The sequence below is a fragment of the Rhizobium sp. Pop5 genome (assembly GCF_024721175.1).
In the GTDB taxonomy this organism is placed as follows: domain Bacteria; phylum Pseudomonadota; class Alphaproteobacteria; order Rhizobiales; family Rhizobiaceae; genus Rhizobium.
Genome location: NZ_CP099402.1, coordinates 582859 through 603282, shown reverse-complemented (window position 1 = coordinate 603282; position 20424 = coordinate 582859). Strand labels below are relative to the sequence as shown.

Below are 20424 nucleotides of genomic sequence, written 5' to 3'. Positions count from 1 at the left end.
GGTGGAGGTCGCCTGCGCAATCGCAGCGATGATCGGATACTCTTACGCAAGGGGAACGAAGACAGATGAATACGCAAAATTCGCAAGGCCCGGCTGAGAATCAGCTGCGCAAGAACAGTCTCGGCGTCGGCGCCGTGACCTTCCTGGTGGTTTCGGCCGCAGCCCCGCTGACGGCGGTCGCCGGCGGCGTGCCGCTGTCGATGATGCTCGGCAACGGCCCGGGCATTCCGCTGACCTTCCTGCTGGTCACCGGCATTCTTCTGCTGTTTGCCGTCGGCTACGTCGCCATGGCGCGCCACATCCGCAATGCCGGCGCCTTCTATGCCTATACCGCGCAGGGGCTCGGCGGCCTGATGGGCGGCGCTGCGGCGCTGATCGCCATCCTGGCCTATAACGCCATGCAGATCGGAGTCTTCGGCATGTTCGGCGCGGCAACATCCGGCTTCTTCGCCGGCTACGGGCTGGTTCTGCCCTGGTGGGTTTGGACCTATGTCGGCATCGCCTTCGTCGCGGTCTTCGGCTACCGGCGCGTCGATCTCTCCGCCAAGGTACTGACGGTGCTCGTCATTCTCGAATATCTCGTGGTGCTGATCATCGATGCCGCGATCCTCATCAAGGGCGGCGATGCCGGCCTTTCCGCTGCGCCCTTCACGCCGACCGCTTTCCTGAGCGGTTCGCCGGCCATCGGCATCCTTTTCTGCTTTGCCGCCTTCATCGGCTTCGAAGCGACGACGATCTACAGCGAAGAAGCCCGCGAACCGGAAAAGACAGTGCCGCGCGCCACTTATATCTCGGTATTGATCATCGGGCTGTTCTACATGCTGACCTCCTGGCTGATGGTCAACGGCGCCGGCGTCGACAAGCTGGTGCCCGAACTTCAGGGCCTCGCCGATCCCACGACCTTCCTCTTCGGCCTCGCCGAGCGTTATGTCGGCCACTGGATCACCGTGGTGATGAGCCTTCTTTTCATCACCAGCCTCTTTGCCGGCGTCCTCGCATTCCATAATGGCGTGGCACGCTACATGTATGTTGCGGGTCGCGAGGGTCTGTTGCCGAAGTCGGTCGGCGTCACGCACCCTGTCTTCCAGAGCCCGCATGTAGGGTCGATCATCCAGACTATCATTGCCGTGCTCGTTGTCGCGCTGTTTGCGGCGACGGGTCAGGATCCGGTGCTGGCACTCTTCTCCTGGCTTACGAATGTCGCCACGTTGGCCATTATCCTGCTGATGGCGTTTACTGCCTTCTCGATCGTGGTCTTCTTCAGCCGCAATCCGGAACTCGAACACAACGTGCTTGTGATCAAGGTGCTGCCCGTCGTCACCGGCCTGATCCTTCTGGCGCTCGTCTATTATATCTCGGCAAACTTCGGCGCGATCGCCGGCGCAAATGGCGTGCTCGCCGTGTTTCTGCCAAGTCTCGTGCTGATCGCCGGGGTCGTCGGATTGCTGGCCGCAGCGCGCCTGAAGGCGGCCGATGCCATCGGCTTCGCCCGGCTAGGCGCCGGCCAAGAAGTCTGAGCGGTTCCCATCAACGGTGGCGGATCATATCCGCCACCCTTTTTCGTGAGAGCATGAGATGCAGGACAAGATCGACCAGCTCCGGACATTGTCCGTTTCCTCCCAATCGCTGTTCATCGACGGCGCCTGGCGCCCGGCCGTCAGCGGCGCGGTGATGGATGTGATTTCGCCGATCGACGGGGCGAGGCTGACGACGATCGCCGATGCCGGCGCCGAAGACGTCGACCACGCGGTCGGGGCGGCGCGGCGCGCCTTCGAAAAAGGCGGCTGGTCGCGGGCGGCCCCAGCCGAGCGCAAGAAGGTGCTGCTGAAGATCGCCGAACTGATCGAGAAGAACGCGCTCGAACTTGCCGTGCTCGGCGTGCGCGACAACGGCACCGAAATTTCCATGGCGCTGAAGGCCGAACCGGGCAGTGCCGCCGGCACCTTCCGCTACTATGCCGAGGCGATCGACAAGGTCTATGGCGAGATCGCGCCGACGGCCGACAACATTCTCGGCCTCGTTCACCGTGAGCCGGTGGGCGTCGTCGCCGCCATCGTGCCGTGGAATTTCCCGATGATGATCGGCGCCTGGAAGATCGCGCCGGCACTTGCAGCCGGCAATTCCGTCGTGCTGAAACCGGCCGAGGGCGCGTCGCTGACGCTGCTGCGGCTCGCCGAACTCTGCGCCGAAGCGGGATTGCCGGATGGCGTGCTCAACGTCGTCACCGGGCGCGGCGCCGTCAGCGGCGAGGCGCTGGGACTGCATATGGATATCGATGTGCTCGCCTTCACCGGCTCCGGCCCGGTCGGGCGCCGGCTGTTGGAATATTCGGCGCGCTCCAACCTCAAGCGCGTCTATCTCGAACTCGGCGGCAAATCTCCGAACATCGTCTTTGCCGATGCGCCGGATCTCGATCAGGCCGCCAGGATCTCGGCCTACGGCATCTTCCGCAATTCCGGCCAGGTCTGCGTCGCCGGTTCGCGCCTGCTCGTGGAAAAGTCGATCCACGAGGAATTCTCCGAAAACGTTGCGCGCATCGCCGCGTCCTTGAGCATCGGCGACCCCATGCAGCTCTCTACGGAAGCGGGCGCGATCTCAAGCGATATCCAACTGCAGAAGAACCTCGGTCATGTCACCCGGGCGATATCGGAAGGCGCTTTGCTGCGCACCGGCGGCACCCGTATCCTGGAGGAAACGGGCGGCTATTACATGCGCCCGGCGGTCTTCAATGTGACGCCATCGATGACACTCGCCCGCGAGGAAGTTTTCGGGCCGATCCTGTCGATCATTCCATTCGAGACGGAGGCGGAAGCCCTGCAGATTGCCAACGCCACGGAATATGGTCTGGCTTCCGCCGTCTGGACGTCAAACCTTTCGCGCGCCCACCGCATGGTTCGCGGCATCAAGGCCGGCGTGGTGCACGTCAACACCTATGGCGGCGCCGACAACAGCGTGCCGCTCGGCGGCGTCAAACAATCAGGCAACGGCCACGACAAATCGCTGCATGCGCTCGATAAATATGTCGATCTGAAAACGGCATGGATTCAGCTCTGAGGGAATATTTCCCGATGGGCTGACGGGAAGATCGGCATTACCGGCCATACAATAAAGGATGCGGTCCGAAGACCGCATCCTTTATTGTATTTTGCGCCGTATCGAAGAGAGGATGGCCGCCTATCCCCCGAAGCTGCCGGCCTGCGTCGGCACATGCACATAGTTGCGATCGAAGTAGAGCAGCGCGTGCCCGTCTTTGCGGCTTCTTATATCGATGACCTCGCCGATGATGATATTGTGCGTGCCGACCAGGCGAGCCTCTGTCAGTCGGCAATCGAAGGAGACGATCGCATCGCTGAGCGCATGGCTGCCGGAGCGGAACGTGATCCATTCGGCGGCGGCGTAACGCTCGTCCATATCAGCCCGCTGGCCGGCGAAGTACCCCGCCAGATCCTTGTGTTCCTGCGTCAGCACGTTGACGCAGAAGCGGCGGTTTTCGAAGAACAGATCCGTCTGGGCCGAGCGGCTGTTCATGCAGACGAGCAGGGTCGGCGGTTCGTCCGTGACGCTGCACATGGCGGTGGCGGTGAACCCGCCGCGCCCGGCGGGCCCGTTGGTGGTGATGACGTTAACAGGGGCGCAGACCCTTGCCATCGCGTTGCGGAACTCGGTTTTCGAGACTTGCTCCTCCATGGCCGCACCCTCACTCGGCCGCGTTGCGGATGGCGGATGCCCCGTCGAGCGGCGCCAGCCAGGTGTCGCCGGTCCAGCCGTTTTCGTCGTAGTCGCTCATGCACTGGTCGACGAGCGCCTCCATCTCCTTCAGACGCCCGCCACGCTCGGCACCCTTCAGCACCTGCAGCCGGACTTCCTCGGGCGCGCCGGCATAATTGAGTTCGTAGAGCGCATGGCGCCCGCCGAATTCTGTGCCGGTGGCATCCCACAGCAGCTTCATGATCTTGATGCGCTCGATGTGGCCCATGTCGTTGGAGCCGCGCACATATTGCGCGAGATAGCGGTCGATCTCGGGATTGCCGAAGTCCTTCGCCGAGGAGGGAAGATAGATCAGCCCGGAGGCAACGACCTTGCGCACCGTCTCGATGACGCGCGGATAGGCTTCCGACATGAAGGTGCGGTAGGAGAGCGCTGCCTCCATGTTCGGCAGCACCGCGCCGTTCGCCCACGGCTGCGGATTGTAGGCCATGGCATTGGAGAAAGACCAGAACATGTGGCGCAGCGCAATGACCTCGCCGAGTGCCGCCTGATTGCCGCGGAAGGCGTCGCCGCCGGTGGCGCGCAGCGCCTTGGCGAGCAGGCCGGCGATGAAGTCGAGCTTGACGGCAAAGCGGGTGCAGCCCTGGAAGCAATAGCCGTGCATGAAGCCGGAGGCCGGATGGAACGACAGGATCTTGGCGGCATCGCGCAGGACCAGCACGTCCTCCCAGGGAACGAAGACGTTGTCGAGCACCAGGATGGCATCGTTTTCGTCGAAGCGCGAGGACAAGGGATAGTCGAAAGGCTGACCGACGGTATTGGCGGTCTGTTCGTAGGAAACGCGGCAGAACATCTTGATGCCGGGCGCATTCATCGGCACGATGAACATCACCGACAATGAGGGGTCTTCCGTCACCGTCGCCGAGCTTTGGGCGAGGAAGTTATAGTGAGTGAGCGCCGACGAAGTCGCCACAACTTTGGCGCCGGAAACGTAGATACCGGCATCGGTTTCCTTGGTGATGTGGACGAAGACGTCCTTGACGGCGTCGGCAGGCTTATGGCGATCGATCGGCGGGTTGACGATCGCATGGTTCATGAACAACGCGGCTTCCTGCGAGCGTTTGTGCCAGGAAAGCGCATTCTCCTTGAACGGCCCGTACCAGTCGGCATTGGCGCCGAGCGTGTTCATCAGCGCGGCCTTGTAATCGGCGGTTCGGCCCATCCAGCCGTAGGACATGCGGGCCCAGTCGGCGATGGCGCCCTGTTGGGCAACAAGTTCGGCGGACGACTTGGCGACCCGGAAATATTTGTGGGTATAGCCGCCATTGCCGGTATCGGTCGGCGATGTCAGCCGGTCCTTGGTCTTGCTGTCGTGCAGCGCATCATACATCCGTGCGATCGAGCGCGCGGAATTGCGCATGGCCGGATGCGTGGTCACATCGGCGATGCGTTCGCCATTGATGTAAACCTCGCGCCCATCGCGCAGGCTTGCGAGATATTCGGCGCCGGTGAAAGGACGGGTCTTGTCGCTGCGGTGGTCTTCGGCTCGCATGTCAGGTTCCTCCCTTGGAATATTGACAGAAGCTAAATCGGGAGCGGCGGACAAACCATGGACAAAGAAGGGAATTCGCTGGTACTTTTCACGGTATGGCGACACGAAGCGATGTTCCGAATTTTTTCGTCTATGGCGAGCCGAGCCGCTCGCTCGATGTGGGATTCATGCATGTCGAGACTATTATGGATCGAAAAAGCCTGCATTTCGGTCATGTTTCACCGCATAAACATCCGCTGATGGGGCAGGTCACCTACTGGCTCAAAGGTGGCGGAACATATCGGATTGAAGACGAGACTTGGAATTTTTCCGCTCCCGCCGTGAGTTTCGTCCCGAGCAACGTGGTGCATGGATTCGATGTCGACGAACGGTCGGACGCGGTTGTCGTGTCAGTCTCCGACGACATGCTCAAAGCAATCGCCCCACAGGTCGCGCTCGATCTCGATGTGCCGACCTTCCTGACCGGCCAGCCGTCGGACCCGGTATGGTCGAAGCTCGGGACACTCCTCGACATGATCGCCGAGGATTATCGCGATCGGGGCACGGAAAACGAACTGGTGCTGTCCGGCTTGATCTCCGTCGTGCTGTCGCTGATGGGCCGAATTGGCGGGCGCATGGCATTGCCGTCAACTTCGGCCACCGTCTCGCTCGGCTTCGCGCTGCGACGAGCCATCGACCTTCACTATCGGAAGGATTGGCCGGTCGGCGCCTATGTGAACTTGCTCGCAACGACGCCGCATCTTCTCGACAAGGCGGCCCGCGAAGTCTTCGGTCTATCGGTTAAGGAGCTACTGCTGGAGCGGCGGCTGCTGGGAGCCAAGCGCCTCCTGATGTTCACGGTCCGATCGGTGGAAGACATCGCGGGCGAAATCGGCTTCGAGGATCCAGCCTATTTCTCCCGCTTCTTCCGCAAACGCTGCGGCGAAGCGCCCGCCGCCTGGCGCCGGCGTCATTTGCAATCGCAGCAGGGTGGCGAGCCGACATTGCCTCAAAGCGGAGAGCAGGGGCCCTAGCCGATGGCATTTCTCCTGTCAGAAATACTGCAAGTTTATGACAGTTTGAAACGGAAGGAGAAGGACGGTAGGCCGGAACCGCACTGACCAGAATTTATATCAAAATATTGGTCAGTGGTCCGCTTGTCGCTTTGCCGGTAAGCGCTACTCTTCGACCAGGCCGTCAAACACTTCCAGCATTGCACCGCTGATGGCCTTGCCGAGCGCGGCTGCGGTGTTCGCCAGCGCCTCCTCGTCCATATCGCGGGCGGCCATCGCAAAAGCGGCTCCCTCGGACGTTACGATTTCCCGTGCCCGCTCGATTGCCCATACGGCGAAGTCGCTACGGTTGCTGATCTCCACGGTTTCCATGTTATCTCCTGAGGTGTTCGAGGGATGGCTTATACCGATTTGCCGGATGATGCAGGTGGAAAGTTCGTTCTGAGATGACCCCGAAAAAGGTCGTCGAGCGTGGTGCGCGGGAGGTGATGGGCGGGGCATCTGCCGCGCTTGAGCGTACTGTAGGGGCTTGATACCTCAGCCGAAGCGTCGCGTATCCAGAAAAAGCGCGGTGCGGGAGTACGCTGCATAAAGCTGGCGTAAATTCGCTGCGGCGGAATTGCCCCAGTTTATAATACATTATAATACAGGCTATCAACGTGGAGCCTTTCCCTGTCCGGCAGCAAAGGAGAACGCTATTCCAAAGCTGCCAGAGTCCGTGGTCGTTTTAACCCCGATGGAAAATAGATGAGCCTGATACGCAACAATCCGGTGGCGATGTACCTCCAGATCGCCGATCGCCTTCGGCGCGAGATCGCCGAAGGAACATACGAGCCCTCCGGGCGCCTGCCATCGGAATCGCAGATCATGGCGCGCTTCGACGTCAGCCGCGTCACCGTCCGCCTCGCGCTCGAGCAGCTCGATAAGGATGGGCTGATCGAGCGCAGGAAAGGCAAGGGCACCTTCGTGGCCGGCAAGCAGGTCCGTCATCAGATCGATACCCTGCGCAGCTTTCACGAGTCGCTGAAAGTGCAGGGTTTCGATGCCACGATGCGGATCGTCGAACTGACCACCATTGAAACACCATCCGCTTTCATCCCCTCGTTCGGAACGAAATGCGCACTTCTGGAGCGGCTACACAGGGTGGGCAATGAGCCCATTGCCCTGGGCCGAAGCCTCCTGCCGTCCCTCATGTCGGAGATGGACCGAGACATTGCTGAACAGGAGCCGACTTATGCACTCCTCAAGGATAAAGCCGGTGCCGACATTACGTCCGCCGAAATTGCGATCGGAGCACGCGCTGCGGAGCCCCGGATAGCATCGCTGATCGCGGCTGCGGAAAATGCGGTTTTACTGGTGCTCGAACGAACCTCGTATTTCGATAACGGGGCCTGTGCCGAGTGGTCGGAATTCTTCATCCGGCCCGAGCGATACAAGTTTGTTCTCGGCAATCGAACGATCGGTTAATTCGGATAACTCACGCTATTGCAGTGTAGCCAATCCCGGAATCAGCGGTTCGAAACTGTTCAGGGCGCCCTAGTAGTTAATGTCTGCGGTTCCAACCCCTCTAACAGCTTCGAGATGGGCAACACACTCTCCGCCATCCAACCAGCTGCATCCGTCCCACGGCCTTCCACATTCTGCGCAGCTATTCTGGTGGAGGCTGACTTTCACTGCGTCGGATCAATGCCGACATCCGCAGATAGTGAATAGTTCTGCTGTCCCCCTCACCGTCAGCTTGCCATTAGGGGAGGCCGTAATCCATCAGGAAAAATGATGCCCGTCGGTTCCGGTCGTCAAGGCGACGATTTCGCTGTGGCTTCAAATATATATGCGCCCCATTAAAACTTGACATATTTTATCATGTTATTTAGCGGTTTTGTGCTGATGGTCGCGGCTCACGGGATCAGGCGATGACTGGTTAGGGGATTTTGCATGAAGTTTATGTTGGGGTGCACAGTAGTGGTGACCGCTGTGGCAAACGGTGCCGCATACGGGCAGAGTGCCACCGAATTGGCACCAATAGTTATTACTGCGAAGAAAGACGCCACGTCCACGATCGGAACCCTCCCGGAAGAATATGCAGGCGGTCAGGTCGCGAAAGGCGCACGCCTGGGGGCTCTGGGAAACCGGGATTTCATGGAGACCCCTTTTAATGTGACTGGGTATACATCTCAGAAAATCGAGGACCAGGGTGCCCAGACCGTGGGCGATGTGATGGATAACGATCCGTCTGTCAGAAATACCCATTCCTCAGGGGGAATGTTGGACTCGTTCTACATCAGAGGCTTTCCGGTCGGCGAAGGCAATGCCGGCGAAATCGCGTTTGATGGGATTTATGGCATCGCCCCCACGTACCGGGTTTTCACCGAATATGCCGAGCGGGTCGAGGTGCTGAAGGGTCCGACAGCTTTCCTTTACGGAATCTCTCCTAACAGCGCCGTCGGCGGCACCATCAACATCGTTCCGAAGCGAGCGCTCGATGAGGATTTGACGAGGCTGACGACGGATTACGCTTCCGACTTTCAGGGTGGTGTTCATGTCGACGTGTCGCGACGGTTCGGCGACGAACGGCAATTTGGCATCCGCTTGAACGGCAGTGCCCACGGTGGTGACACCCCGATCGATAATCAGACACGGGACTTTTATGTTGGAGCCCTGGCTCTTGATTATCAGGGGGAAAATCTTCGAGCCACACTCGACGTGATCGGACAGCGCGAAACTTTTGACGCGCCGCAGCGTCCCTTCTTTCAAACCACCGGTTTGATCGTGCCGAGCGCACCCGACGGATCGCTCAATGTCCAGGAGCCGTGGGAGTGGTCGAAGAGCGCGGACCGCTCGGTCCTGGGCAGGGTCGAATATGATCTGACCGACGATATCACCTGGTTTGGCGCCGTGGGTGGCGGCAATTCTCACGTGCATCGCCTTTTTGGTCTGCCGACCATCCTGAATTCGGCCGGCGATGTCACCATCACGCCACAGAATGCGGTGTTCGACGTCGACAGACTTACGGCAGAAACGGGTATCCGCACCAAGTTTGACACGGGGCCGATCTCCCACACAATGACCCTGCAGGCGAGCTATCTCCACCAGAGCCTCGATCGTGCGATCGTCTCAGGCACTGCCCAGCTGAGCAATATGTACGACCCCGTCCGTCGTATCGAGCAGTTCGTCGCCAATCCCAGTTCAGTGCCGAAGGTCTCCGAAGCCAGGCTGTCCGGCGTCGGCCTGTCGGACACCTTGTCGATGCTCGACGAGCGCGTGCAGCTCACTCTTGGCGGTCGCTTCCAGCAGATCGATTCTAAGAACTTCAATGCAACAACAGGCGCCGTGTCATCGTCTTCGGACGAGGACGCCGTCACGCCCCTCGTTGGCCTCGTCGTCCGCCCCTGGGACGAGGTTTCCTTCTATGCCAACTACGCGCAGGGCCTGAGCATAGGCGACACGGCTCCCACCACGGCCATCAATGCGGGCGAAACGCTCGCTCCATACAAGACGACACAATACGAGATCGGTACCAAAGTCGACCTCGGACAGATTGCAATGACCGTCAGTGCATTCCAGATCGAGAAGCCCTTCGGCCAGTTGGAGCCGAGCGGCGGCGGCCAGATCTTTACCGCTGGCGGGGAACAGCGCAACCGCGGCATTGAATTCAACGTGTTTGGCGAAGTCACGGACGATCTGCGCTTGCTTGGCGGCTTGGTGCTGATGGATGGAGAACTGACGAATACCTCGAGCGCTGCGACCCGCGGCAAGCGCCCGATCGGCGTGCCGAAGATCCAGGCGAACATCGGAGCCGAATGGGACGCGTCTTTCCTGGAAGGCCTGACGCTGACGGCCAATGTCATTCACACCGGCGAACAGTATATCAACACGACGAACACGCTGAAGATCCCTTCCTGGACGCGGCTTGACCTCGGCGCGCGCTACAAGACGGAAATCGAAACGAGGCCCGTCACATTCCGAGCCTCCGTCGAAAACGTGTTCGATAAGGACTACTGGTCAGGGGTCGCCAGCTTCAGCACGATCGCCCAGGGTGCGCCGCGCACCTTCAAGGTATCGATAACCACAGACTTCTGAGGCGGCTGAAAGTAGCCAAGGCAGGCTTCACACTGCATCATCGACGATCAGGTGAAGCTTGCCTTGCGAACATGTCTCGAGCCGGCTTTTCACACGAAATGCCGCCTCGAGATTTCCGGGCGTCAGCACTTCGGTGACCGGGCCGAAAGCATGCAGTGTTCCATGCGCAAGAATGGCGATCTTGTCTGCAAACTTCATCGCCAGATTCAGGTCATGCACCGCGATGATGACGAGCAGTCCCTTTTCCCTCGCCAGCGACCTGACATGCCTCATGACGTCGAACTGACGATGGAGATCAAGGGCGCTCGTCGGCTCGTCGAGAAGCAGCACCGTCGGAGCACGGACGACGCATTGCGCAAGGGCCACGAGCTGGCGCTGACCGCCGCTCAACTCCGAAACATATTCGGAGCCAAGATCAGCGATTTGCAGGGCGGCCAATGCCCGCTCGACCTCATGGAGATCTGCGTCAGCCAGCTTCCAGCCGCTGGTCTGCTTGCGCGCCAAAAGCACGGCTTCGAAGACGGTCAACGCTGCTCCGCTCACCTGATCCTGCGGCATGTAAGCGATCGCCGTTTCGCGATCGTCAACACCCGCCAGCCGACATTCTCCGGCACCCGGAAGAATTCCGGCTATACGACGCAGAAGCGTTGACTTGCCGGCTGCATTGGCTCCGATCAGCGCGATGATTTCTCCTCCGTGGCATGGAGGCAATGATACCTCGCTCAGGACAGGCCGCGTGCCGTAAACCGCCCCCAACGCTTTTGTGCTGAGTACTACCACGTTTCCCGCCCTCCCTTCAGGATAAGATAAAAGAATACCGGCAGGCCTATGACGGCGGTGATGACGCCGATCGGCAAAACCGCGCCCGGCACGAGAACTTTCGCGACCGTGGAACTGGATGACATGATCAGGGCTCCGATCATGGCGCTGGCAGGAAGCAAGTGCCGCTGATCCTCACCGACAAGCATCCTCGCGATATGTGGCGCCACAAGTCCGACAAAGCCGATCGTTCCGACAAATGCGACCGGAATGGACGACAGGAGCGATATGAGCACGAGCGTTTCCAACCGAAGGCGACGAACCGGAATTCCGAAGGACGCTGCGCGAGCCTCTCCGAGCCGAAGTGCTGTCAACTGCCAGCGTCGATAGACGAAGATGGGAATGGTCAGAACCAGGACGGCGACTGTCACGGCAAGCTTCGGCCAGGTTGCCTTGGTCAGGCTGCCCATCGTCCAGAACACGATGGCAGCAACAGCCTGATCGTTTGCAAAATACTGGACCATCGCCAACGCGGTATTGAAGCTGAACACCAGCGCGATGCCAAGCAACACGATCGTTTGGACCGAGCTTCCCCGCCGCAATCCCACGGAATGGATGATGAGGGCGGATCCAAGCGCCATGATGAAGGCGTTGACCGCAACGATATAGTCGCCGGCGACCGGAATGAAGGACAGGCCAAAAGCGAGAGCGAGCGCCGCACCGAAGCTTGCCGCGGATGAAATTCCAAGAGTGAACGGGCTCGCGAGCGGGTTGTTGAGCACCGTCTGCATCTGAACGCCGGCGGTTGCCAGCGCCATTCCAACGACAACAGCCATGAGGGCCGAGGGCATCCGGATGGACCAGACCACGACGCGCATCTGGGGCTGCGCATCGGCAGGTATCAGCACGGTCTTCAGCACATCGTCCAGTCCGTACCAGGCTGGACCTGTGGCAATATCTGCGAGAAACACAAGGACAACGGCTGCAAGCAGCAGACAAAGCACAAGATGTTTTCTGAGACTTGCGAGGCGATAGCGGCCGACCGCATTAACGTGGCCCATGGTTGTCACGGTTTCGGTCATGGTGCTTGGGTATCGAGGCTGACGGCGTAGCCGGGTTGATAGCCGATCGGAAGAAAGCGCTTGTGGTATTCGGCAAATGTCCGGTCCGGGTCGAGATCGGCGAAGAGATCGGGATGGAGCCACTTTGCGATCCATTGGACCGCGATAAATTCATAGGGACTGTTGTAAAACTGATGCCATATGGCGTGGAAATTGCGCTTGTTCTGCGCCGTTGTCCCGGCATAGGCATCCCGCAAGGTATACCATTCGAGCTTCTTCCTCGAGGCATCCAGATCTGCATTCGGGCCGACCGGAATCCAGCGGCCGCCGGGCACGTAGGCCTGCCAATCGGCACTGGTGACGATGACATGATCGGGATTGGAGACGACCACCTGTTCGGGACTGAGCTGCCCGAATGTCGAGGGCAGGAAATCGCTGCCGATATTGTGCCCGCCTGCCAAATCGACATATTTGCCGAAATTCTCGGCACCGAATGAAAGGCAGCAGTCCTCCGTATATCCGCCGATGCGTTCGATGAATACCTTCGGGCGGTCCGGCTTCATCTTGGCAAGCACATCCTCGACCCGAGCCATAGCCTGTCTGCGGAACGAAATCACGTCTTCTGCCCGCTCCTCGCGCCCCATGATCTTGCCGAGCAGCCGGATTGTGGGGTCGGCATTCTGAAGCGGGTAGTGCCTGAAATCGATGTAGAGAACTGGTATGTCGAGAGATGCGAGTTTCTCGACATACTGAGCGTCTTCATTGGCCTGTTTGGCTTCGAGGTTGAGAAGAACCACGTCGGGTTTCTTCACGATCGCCGATTCGATATCGATCAGACTTCCTTCATTTCCCTTGAAGGTCGGCAATTTCGCAAGCTCGGGAAATTTGTCGAGATATTGCCTGTAAGTCGCAGGATCGGCTTCGATCAGATCGTTGCGCCACGCGACGACGCGCTCCAGCGGATTCTCTCGGTCGAGCGAGGCGATCAGATAGAGTTGTCTGCCTTCCCCGAGTAGCATCCGGGAGACGGGCACCTTAACCTGCACGTCCCGCCCGGCGATATCCTTGACGGTAACAGTCGTTTGCGGGACCGCGTCATTTTCAGCGCGGGCAGAAAGAGCGGTAAGCGGCGTCAACAACAGGATTATCGCAAACGCGTAGAGGCGAAGGCAGGTCACAGGGAATCTCCAACAGGTAGGCGCGAGCGTGCAAGGAACCACAGGCCGAGGGCAGTAAAGAGGGACGCCGCATAAAGCAGCGACACGAGAGGGTAAACGCTTGTAAGCCCGAATATCTGGGCAGTGCCCGTTCCGATGGCTATCCCCGCCACGGATGCGATCTGTTGCCAGGACTGGGCGGTGCCCAGTACCGAGCCCTGACGACCATCGGCCGTGGCTGCGGACATGAGGGCCACGAGGATGGGCGTCGTTCCGCCTAGCAGGCCGCCCCAGAACAGATAGATCACGGCAAAATATTCAACAGAGCGGGTCAGGCCGGCAAGACTGGTCAGCAAAGCACATCCACCGGCAATAAGGACCATCCAACCAAGGATGAAGCTTGCCGGACGGTCGTTGAAAAATTGCGCCCAGAGCGGCGCTGCCACGACAAAGCCGAGCGCCAGAAGGCCGTAGCTGAAGCCGGTGACCCAGTGCGGGGCTCGAAAGACCTCAGTCATGTACAGCGCGAAAGGCACCTGCAAAACCATTCGGCTGGCAAGCATCATTCCCGTCAGCGCCAGTAGGCCCCAGACAGGTGCCGCAGCCTGCCCTGTGAATGCTTGATTTTGACGAGCCTGGCCTCGACCGGCTTCACTCGTTTCTGCCGCAGGCCGAGGTAGGATCACCCAGGCAGCGACGGCGCAGACGCCGCAGATGAGACCCGCCGTCAGGTTGATCGTCGTGAAGGAGGATGCGTCGAGGATGAGACCGCCGAAGAACGCGCCACTGAGCGAACCGACATTGGTCGCCACCTGAAGCCAGGTCAGAAGCACCCCTCGGTTGCGGCCGCCCGTAATCTGGATGCCATAGGCCTGGGCTGGCGCGATATAGCCAGCGCAACATCCCTGCAGAAACCGCAGGAGCAGGATCAGCCAGACGTCCTGAGCAAAGGAAACGAGGATCTGGGTGACGGCAAGCCCGGCAAGCGCTCTGACCATCATCAGGCGGTTGCCGTACCGGTCCCCCATCCTTCCCCACAGGGCGCTGGTAAGAGAGACGCCGATCATCGGGCACACATAGACGCCGATTCCAGCCAGTGCGAAGATTCCGCCTGACGACGACAATTCCTCGATGCGCAACGGCCAGAATGGACCGCTCATCTCCATGGCACCCATGGAGATGAACTGCAGGCCGAAGAGAATAGCAAAGACCGGGCCGAAGCCTCGTATAACCGCAACAGTCCCCGTCATGGCGTCTCTGTCAGCGGGTTTGGCAGTTCATGCTCCAGACGATAGTCACGATATCGCTCGAGATGCATGCGCAAGACGGAACGGGTCGGCCAAGGGCGATTGAGAAACGCGTCCCGCTCCTCCAGCCAAAATTCTTCGGACAGCATGCGGGGTCGTACCCGGTCAAACGCTTCTTCCGTCTTCTGCCTCAGGATCGACCATGCTTCGCTGAGCCCGAAATGTTCGTTCAGGCAAAGCGCTACTTCATGAAGATGGCAGACGAAGCAGGCATCGATGACGAACGAGCGAACAAGAGCGATGTCGTCATTGAAGGTGGTCGGCAAGATGCCGGCGCGGCTGAACGGCTTCAGCTGATATCCTCGCGTCTCGAACAGCGGGGCGAAGCTGCGGCCATCACCGAAGTCGCGAATGAGCAGGCGCTGCGGGCGCCCTGATGGATTGAAGAGTATGGTACTGTTCTGCTGGTGAGCTTCGAAGGCAATGCCATACAAAAGATACATGGCGATCGTCGGCCTGAGAACGACCTCGGCATAATTGCGGAAGAACTCTGCGGCCGCTCGTCGATCATCGCCCATGCGCACGATCAGTTCGCAGATCAGCGGCCGACCATCGACGGGACTGGCAGCCAGCAAGGCAGCCACGGTGACGGGCATCAGACCGTCATTTCGTGCGATGCCGTCGGCCTCGCGATAGACGACGGAGAGGAAACGGCCCGGATGTTCATCGCCCGTTTCGGGATGGTGGAAGATCGCACCCAGCTCCTCGCGGAAGAACTCCAGTTCGCCTCCAATGGCTTCATCGGCTGCGAGAATGTCGGAAATCAAGGTGCTGAGCCTCGGGCCCATGTGGATGGACTTTGCCTGCAGGGTCCGCATTTCGCTCGTCATCCAGATGGCGACCGGCAATTTGACAAACGGCCTTGCTTCTTCCAGGTCCGGCAGCATCGTGCGAAAGGACATGGAGGGGATTGTGACAATCTCCGGTCCATCGATCACAAGCACGCCGGAAGCGATCTCGTCAGCAAATTCCCGGCGGACAAAATGATCGAGGTGCCAGGCGTGAATCGGCAGGGGCAGCCAGTCCGCAGGCGTTTGCCCCCTTTCCGTCAAAGCCTTGACCCAGGCATCCCATAGCTCCGGGTAATTGTGGCGAAACCAGCCGTTATAGCTGTCGACATGGGGCATCATCTCCACATAGGCCCAATCCTGCCGCAGCGCAGCGATGCGGAGATTGACGCGCGCGCCGAATTCCGGCGACAAGGCTTCGACCTCCTGCGCCGTGAGGCCTGGCTTCGACTTCCAGGTCGGGTAAAAAGGATGTCCCTCCAAGGACCCCCACTGGTCCAGCATCATGGCCGCCTGATGTGCAGGACGCGTATGCCCAAGATGGGAAATGAGGCCAGTGTCGCCGCCAGCCGCAATTTCGAGGTTCAGCGACGCAATCCAATCCCGGCGGTGACGACGGATCAACGCGTCGTTCTGCACGCTGTTTTCGATATCGGCGAGCAGGCGGGCAACCCCATCCGAAGCGGGTTCGACCGACCAGTCCGATGAGATCTCGGCGACCAGATCGGCGGGCGCTTCCAGTCTTCGCCGCCTGCCCCTGTCATCGACGATCTCGATCGCACCGCCATTCAATATTGTATTCGCCGGCAAACGTCGCAAGTCTGCGAAATGGAGTACCTTTCTGGCAGACCATAACGGAAGCCATGCCTGTGTCCCATCTGCGGACCAAAGCAGGGCGTCGGGATTGAGAATTCGTTCGGCAAGGAGGCATCGCACAAGGCGGGCCAGGGCGTTGTGCCTTGCCTGCTGGAGAAGCTGCGGGTCGAGCGCATCTCTCTCACCTGCATAGGAATTGACGATATTTTCATTCATCCGATTGCCTCCGCCCATGTCACGGGAACAAAATTCAGAGGAGGTTGCGGCAGATTGCCGTGATAGGCCCGCGCCCAATGATAGGTCGTTTCGATCGCGGGCACCGGTACATCCAGCCGCTTGGCTATTTCCAGGAGGAGCGCCTGACCGAAAGCGATGTCTTCATGAAAGGCGCGACTTTCCCGATCGATCACCAGACCCGGACCGTCCGGGTTGGCAACGAGCGGCGCATGAATGCCGGCGTAGGCGCTATTGGTTCTCAGCAGGGAATACATCGTGCTGTCATCGCCGATCTGGTCGCCATAAGCCTCGATCAATTCTTGCCGAAGCGGCTTCACGCTTGCCAAATCGATCTTGAGGCGCCTTTCGGCGGCGTGCTTGAGCGCCTGATTTTCCGCATCGCACGCTTCCAGCATTTCCGCGCCCGTGCGCGGGCAATCGCTCCACCAGCAGATCGGCCCATCGAAGGGCTGTTCCTCCCAGGAGGCACCAGGGCCGACCAGCCCATAGAGGACAGCCGGATGCATCAACGCATTGCCTGGGGTCAGCGTAATCTCGAGATAGTCGTCGAGGATGCCGACCGGCGCTTCATAGAGCCGGCCGAGCAGATCCGACAACTCTTCTTTCGCAGCTGCCGCCTCGCGACGATGAAGCGCCGCATAGAGCTGAGCCTTTGCGCCACCCATGCGCACGTCGCTGCCCGCGACGAGATTGTAGGCGGTATGGGGAACGTCCTTCATCCCCCAGATCGCGATATTCTCGCGATCGCCGAACGCAGTCTCGGCCAGCCAGTCGAACCCGCAAAATCCCGGAATGGCTCCGACAAAGACCCGCTTGTTTTCCGGCAGATGGGGCGCGATCTGCTGCAAGAGCGCCGGTCGCGCTTGGGCAGGCTGCGTCACAACGACCAGATCCGCATCGGCGAGTGCCGTCTGCGGATCGGTACCAACATGGTCGATCCGTCCCGCCAGAACGCCGCCTTCGGGCAAATTCGCCCGCCAGACCTGTTCTCCACTCGACCATTTGTCGGCGAGATCTGTCGACGATGTGAGAACGGATACGTCTACGTCGTCGCGTTGTTTGAACAGGACGGCATTCAGATGGCCGGTTCGACCGGCCCCGCATATTGTGACCTTCATGCCGCGCGTGCCTGTCCGGAAAGCCACGCATCGAGCTCAGCGGCAATCGACGGGTCGAACAGGCCGCGCTTTGCCATCCATTCGTCGTCGAAGACCGAACCGAGATATTTCTCTCCTCCGTCGGCTACGGTCGTCACGACGGTCCCCTGCAACTTGCCGGAAGCGATGAATTCGAGAGCCTTGTAGATCGCCCCGCCTGTCGAGCCGCCGACGAGCAGTGCCTTGCGACGCGCAATATAGCGGGCCGTTTCGAATGCCTGCTGATCGGTAACCTGTACGCCCTCGTCAATGCAGCTGTAGTCGAGGACCTTGCCGACTTCGTCGCCGGCCGGCGTGCCGGTTCCGGACTGATAATAGGGATGTCCCGGTTGTCCGAACACGATGGAGCCTGCGGGTTCTACGGCGATCGTGCGGATCGTGGGCAAGCGCTGCTTCAGCCGCTGCGAAATGCCCGTCATCGACCCACCGGTGCCGACGCATCCCACAAATGCATCGATGCCGTCGGGAAGCTGCTCCATCAGTTCATCAACATAGTCAGCATAACCTTCAGGATTGGCAGGATTGTCGGACTGGTTCATGAACATGGCGCCTGGCAGTTGCGCGCCGAGCTGCGCTGCCAGTCTCTGCCGGGCGACGACGGCAACTTCATCTTCTCTGAAGTCCCCTTCGACGTAGCGGATTTCGGCGCCGATCGCGCGCATCATGCGGATCTTGTCCGGCGCGGCATGATGATCCACGACGGCAATGAAATTCAACCCGAACTCGACCGCCGCCAGCGCCAGGCCGATACCGGTATTTCCCGAGGAGGATTCGACAATTGTACCTCCCGGAGCAAGCCGGCCGTCCTGCAAGGCGGCCACGACCATACTGCGCGCCATGCGATCCTTCATGGAACCGCCAGGATTGTTCTTTTCTATCTTCAATACCAGGATGGAATCTCGGCTCGGGATCTCGATCGACATGACGGGGGTGCGCCCAATCAATTGGGTCACATTCGTGGGAAGCATGATGTCCTCTCCTAGTTATCGGGATAGATCGACAGTTCACCGGCTGCGCTCTTTGTTACGCACAACCGCTTGGGCATCGGGTGGCGATGAAACTCGTTTTCGAGGAGATCCATCTGATAGCCGCCGGTATTGGCCCAGACGAGAAGGTCTCCGGCCTCTGGACCCTGGGGAAAGCCAAACCAGCGATTGCTCAGGACGTCTTCATCGAGGCAGCTATGTCCCGCTATGTAGGCCCGGAAGGCCTGGCCCGCGCGAGCCCGGTCGTTCTGACGCAGCAAGATCGGATCCACCATGAATTCGGAAGCAAACCAGGTTTCGCAGGCGCTGAAACTGCTGCCTTCGACGAAAATCACGCCATTTCCGCCGCCGAGATCCTTCACGCGTGTAATACGGAAAGCTGAAATCGCTGCCTGGTCGACAAGGGATCGCCCCGGCTCCATCGCGAGCGTTAGTTTGCGCTGTTTGAGATAGTTCTCGATCGTCTGGCCCGACGACAGTGGCGCACCCAAAAAGCAGCCAAGCCACGCCGCCGCAGATTGCGGACCGCCGTAGGGATAGAAGGAAGCCGGAACTCTGCCGGTGCGGAAATCATTGGCGCCTTGGCGCTGCAGATGTTTTTCCCATGCCGCCTCAGACACATATTGGACCGGCAAGCCGCCGCCGATATCGATCATCGTAGGAGAAAGTCCGATTGCGCGTGCTTCCTCCACCAGCTTGACAGCCTCCTCAAACGCAACCGCCCGATCCTCCCAGCGATATCCGCTCAGATGGAAATGTATGCCGTCGAAGCGGAAACGATCATCGGAGGCGATGCGCGACAGGCAGGCTCGTATCTTCTCGGCAGCCATGCCAAAGCGGCTTTTCTCATGACCTTTCGGCTGCAGTCGCAAAAGGACAGGCTGCTTCACCCCATCGGTTGGCAGGCGCTTCGATATGTCGGTCAGTTCCTCCGGACCGTCCACGCAGATGAGAGCCCCGATGCGGACGAGTTCGTCATGAAATTGCGCCGTCTTTGCGGGGCCGGTCGCCACAATGTCGTTGCCCCGAGCCCCCAGTTTCACAGCATCACGAAGCTCGTAAACACTTGACACGTCGATGCCTGCGCCTGCCCCGAGTGCGGCCTGCATCAGGCTTGAGGATTTGTTGACTTTCGAACCATAGTAGATCGCGTGTCCGACTTCCCGTTCGTCGAGAACGCGGCGCAGGGCTTCGACGTTTGAGTCGAGCTCCGAAGGAAGCACGAGATGGAGCGGCGACCCGTATTCCTCGGTCCATTTGTGCAGGAGCGGCGCCCTCGCGGTCAGAATGTCAGCAGCAAGAGGAGAGAGAATTGGAGACAGCTCCGCCTCCGTGATCGGGATGATGTGGGACGTCATCCGGCGAGCCTCTCGGAATTATCAAGTGGCCCGTGCCACTGTCGAAGATCGCCAAGGTTCACGTCGCACGCCGGCAGGTCATCCAGAAAAATGTGGCGGGTGGTTTTGATCGGAAATTTTTGCCGGCTGCGGGCCATGTCATAAATGTCGGCTGGGGTGATCGTCTCGCCGGCCCTCCAGGCTTCGACGCGTACGCTCCTGTAGTCGAGGAGAAGGGTTGGAACAGCACGCAGCCCAAGCCGGAACGCCACTTCCAAACGGTGATGGCCGTCCATCACGAAAAGCGCGTCCTTCTCCACCATGATCGGTACTGTCCAGCAGCCGGCCGTGGAAATGAGGCCATGAACTTCATCGACCCTCCGTGCATCGGTCTCCTCGGTGGGAATCAACTTATGCGGGGATAGCAGACGGAATTTCATGGTTTCAGCCACCGTTCGTTGTCTTATTTGACCAAAATTATGTTGAA

The 20424-nt window shown here is 59.8% G+C and carries 17 protein-coding genes; 5 read left to right on the top strand and 12 right to left on the bottom strand.

Annotated features, from left to right (window positions below; translation table 11 throughout):
* Positions 1-65: 65 nt before the first annotated feature.
* Positions 66-1517 carry an APC family permease gene (locus NE852_RS30820; protein WP_008523100.1) on the top strand — a complete coding sequence of 484 codons (1452 nt, stop codon included), beginning with the start codon at positions 66-68 and terminating at the stop codon, positions 1515-1517.
* 58 nt (positions 1518-1575) lie between these two features.
* On the top strand, positions 1576-3054 hold the full coding sequence (locus NE852_RS30815; protein ID WP_008523097.1) for an aldehyde dehydrogenase: 1479 nt from the start codon (positions 1576-1578) through the stop codon (positions 3052-3054).
* Between the two features lie 120 nt (positions 3055-3174).
* Here NE852_RS30815 and NE852_RS30810 read toward each other — a convergent pair whose 3' ends face one another.
* Positions 3175-3687, bottom strand: coding sequence for a flavin reductase (locus tag NE852_RS30810; protein WP_008523095.1), 513 nt, complete (start codon positions 3685-3687; stop codon positions 3175-3177).
* A gap of 10 nt (positions 3688-3697) precedes the next feature.
* Positions 3698-5260, bottom strand: a complete 1563-nt coding sequence (locus NE852_RS30805; RefSeq protein ID WP_008523093.1) for a 4-hydroxyphenylacetate 3-hydroxylase N-terminal domain-containing protein — start codon at positions 5258-5260, stop codon at positions 3698-3700.
* A 95-nt stretch (positions 5261-5355) separates the two neighbouring features.
* Here NE852_RS30805 and NE852_RS30800 point away from each other — a divergent pair, with 95 nt between their 5' ends.
* Positions 5356-6273, top strand: coding sequence for a helix-turn-helix domain-containing protein (locus tag NE852_RS30800; RefSeq protein ID WP_008523091.1), 918 nt, complete (start codon positions 5356-5358; stop codon positions 6271-6273).
* 144 nt (positions 6274-6417) lie between these two features.
* Here the strand turns inward: NE852_RS30800 and NE852_RS30795 are convergent, their stop codons facing one another.
* The gene (locus tag NE852_RS30795) at positions 6418-6624 is read right to left on the bottom strand and encodes a hypothetical protein (protein ID WP_008523089.1); all 207 of its coding nucleotides are present in this window, start codon (positions 6622-6624) and stop codon (positions 6418-6420) included.
* Positions 6625-6999: 375 nt separating this feature from the next.
* Here NE852_RS30795 and NE852_RS30790 point away from each other — a divergent pair, with 375 nt between their 5' ends.
* Both NE852_RS30790 and NE852_RS30785 read left to right on the top strand, forming a co-directional pair.
* On the top strand, positions 7000-7719 hold the full coding sequence (locus tag NE852_RS30790; protein WP_008523088.1) for a GntR family transcriptional regulator: 720 nt from the start codon (positions 7000-7002) through the stop codon (positions 7717-7719).
* 468 nt (positions 7720-8187) lie between these two features.
* Positions 8188-10332: a TonB-dependent siderophore receptor gene (locus NE852_RS30785; protein WP_037170689.1), complete on the top strand. Its 2145-nt coding sequence runs from the start codon at positions 8188-8190 to the stop codon at positions 10330-10332.
* Positions 10333-10359: 27 nt separating this feature from the next.
* Here NE852_RS30785 and NE852_RS30780 read toward each other — a convergent pair whose 3' ends face one another.
* Genes NE852_RS30780 through NE852_RS30740 form a run of 9 tightly spaced genes read right to left on the bottom strand, consistent with a single transcriptional unit; the run spans position 10360 to position 20377 of the window.
* On the bottom strand, positions 10360-11112 hold the full coding sequence (locus tag NE852_RS30780) for an ABC transporter ATP-binding protein (protein WP_037170687.1): 753 nt from the start codon (positions 11110-11112) through the stop codon (positions 10360-10362).
* Positions 11106-12173: an iron ABC transporter permease gene (locus NE852_RS30775; RefSeq protein WP_008523083.1), complete on the bottom strand. Its 1068-nt coding sequence runs from the start codon at positions 12171-12173 to the stop codon at positions 11106-11108. The genes NE852_RS30780 and NE852_RS30775 overlap by 7 nt, the downstream gene beginning before the upstream one ends.
* Positions 12170-13330: an ABC transporter substrate-binding protein gene (locus NE852_RS30770; protein WP_008523082.1), complete on the bottom strand. Its 1161-nt coding sequence runs from the start codon at positions 13328-13330 to the stop codon at positions 12170-12172. Before NE852_RS30770 ends, NE852_RS30775 begins: the two co-directional genes overlap by 4 nt.
* Positions 13327-14559, bottom strand: a complete 1233-nt coding sequence (locus tag NE852_RS30765) for an MFS transporter (RefSeq protein ID WP_008523079.1) — start codon at positions 14557-14559, stop codon at positions 13327-13329. The genes NE852_RS30770 and NE852_RS30765 overlap by 4 nt, the downstream gene beginning before the upstream one ends.
* Entirely contained in the window at positions 14556-16436 is a 1881-nt protein-coding gene (locus tag NE852_RS30760; RefSeq protein ID WP_008523077.1) for an IucA/IucC family siderophore biosynthesis protein, read from the bottom strand. Before NE852_RS30760 ends, NE852_RS30765 begins: the two co-directional genes overlap by 4 nt.
* Complete coding sequence (locus tag NE852_RS30755) at positions 16433-17575, bottom strand: NAD/NADP octopine/nopaline dehydrogenase family protein (RefSeq protein WP_008523075.1); 1143 nt, start codon at positions 17573-17575, stop codon at positions 16433-16435. Before NE852_RS30755 ends, NE852_RS30760 begins: the two co-directional genes overlap by 4 nt.
* Positions 17572-18582 carry a cysteine synthase family protein gene (locus tag NE852_RS30750; RefSeq protein ID WP_258156995.1) on the bottom strand — a complete coding sequence of 337 codons (1011 nt, stop codon included), beginning with the start codon at positions 18580-18582 and terminating at the stop codon, positions 17572-17574. Before NE852_RS30750 ends, NE852_RS30755 begins: the two co-directional genes overlap by 4 nt.
* Positions 18583-18593: 11 nt before the next feature.
* Positions 18594-19958, bottom strand: coding sequence for a Y4yA family PLP-dependent enzyme (locus tag NE852_RS30745; protein ID WP_008523064.1), 1365 nt, complete (start codon positions 19956-19958; stop codon positions 18594-18596).
* Positions 19955-20377 (bottom strand): ParB N-terminal domain-containing protein, encoded by a 423-nt coding sequence (locus tag NE852_RS30740; RefSeq protein ID WP_008523063.1) that lies wholly within the window; start codon positions 20375-20377, stop codon positions 19955-19957. The genes NE852_RS30745 and NE852_RS30740 overlap by 4 nt, the downstream gene beginning before the upstream one ends.
* Positions 20378-20424 lie beyond the last annotated feature (47 nt).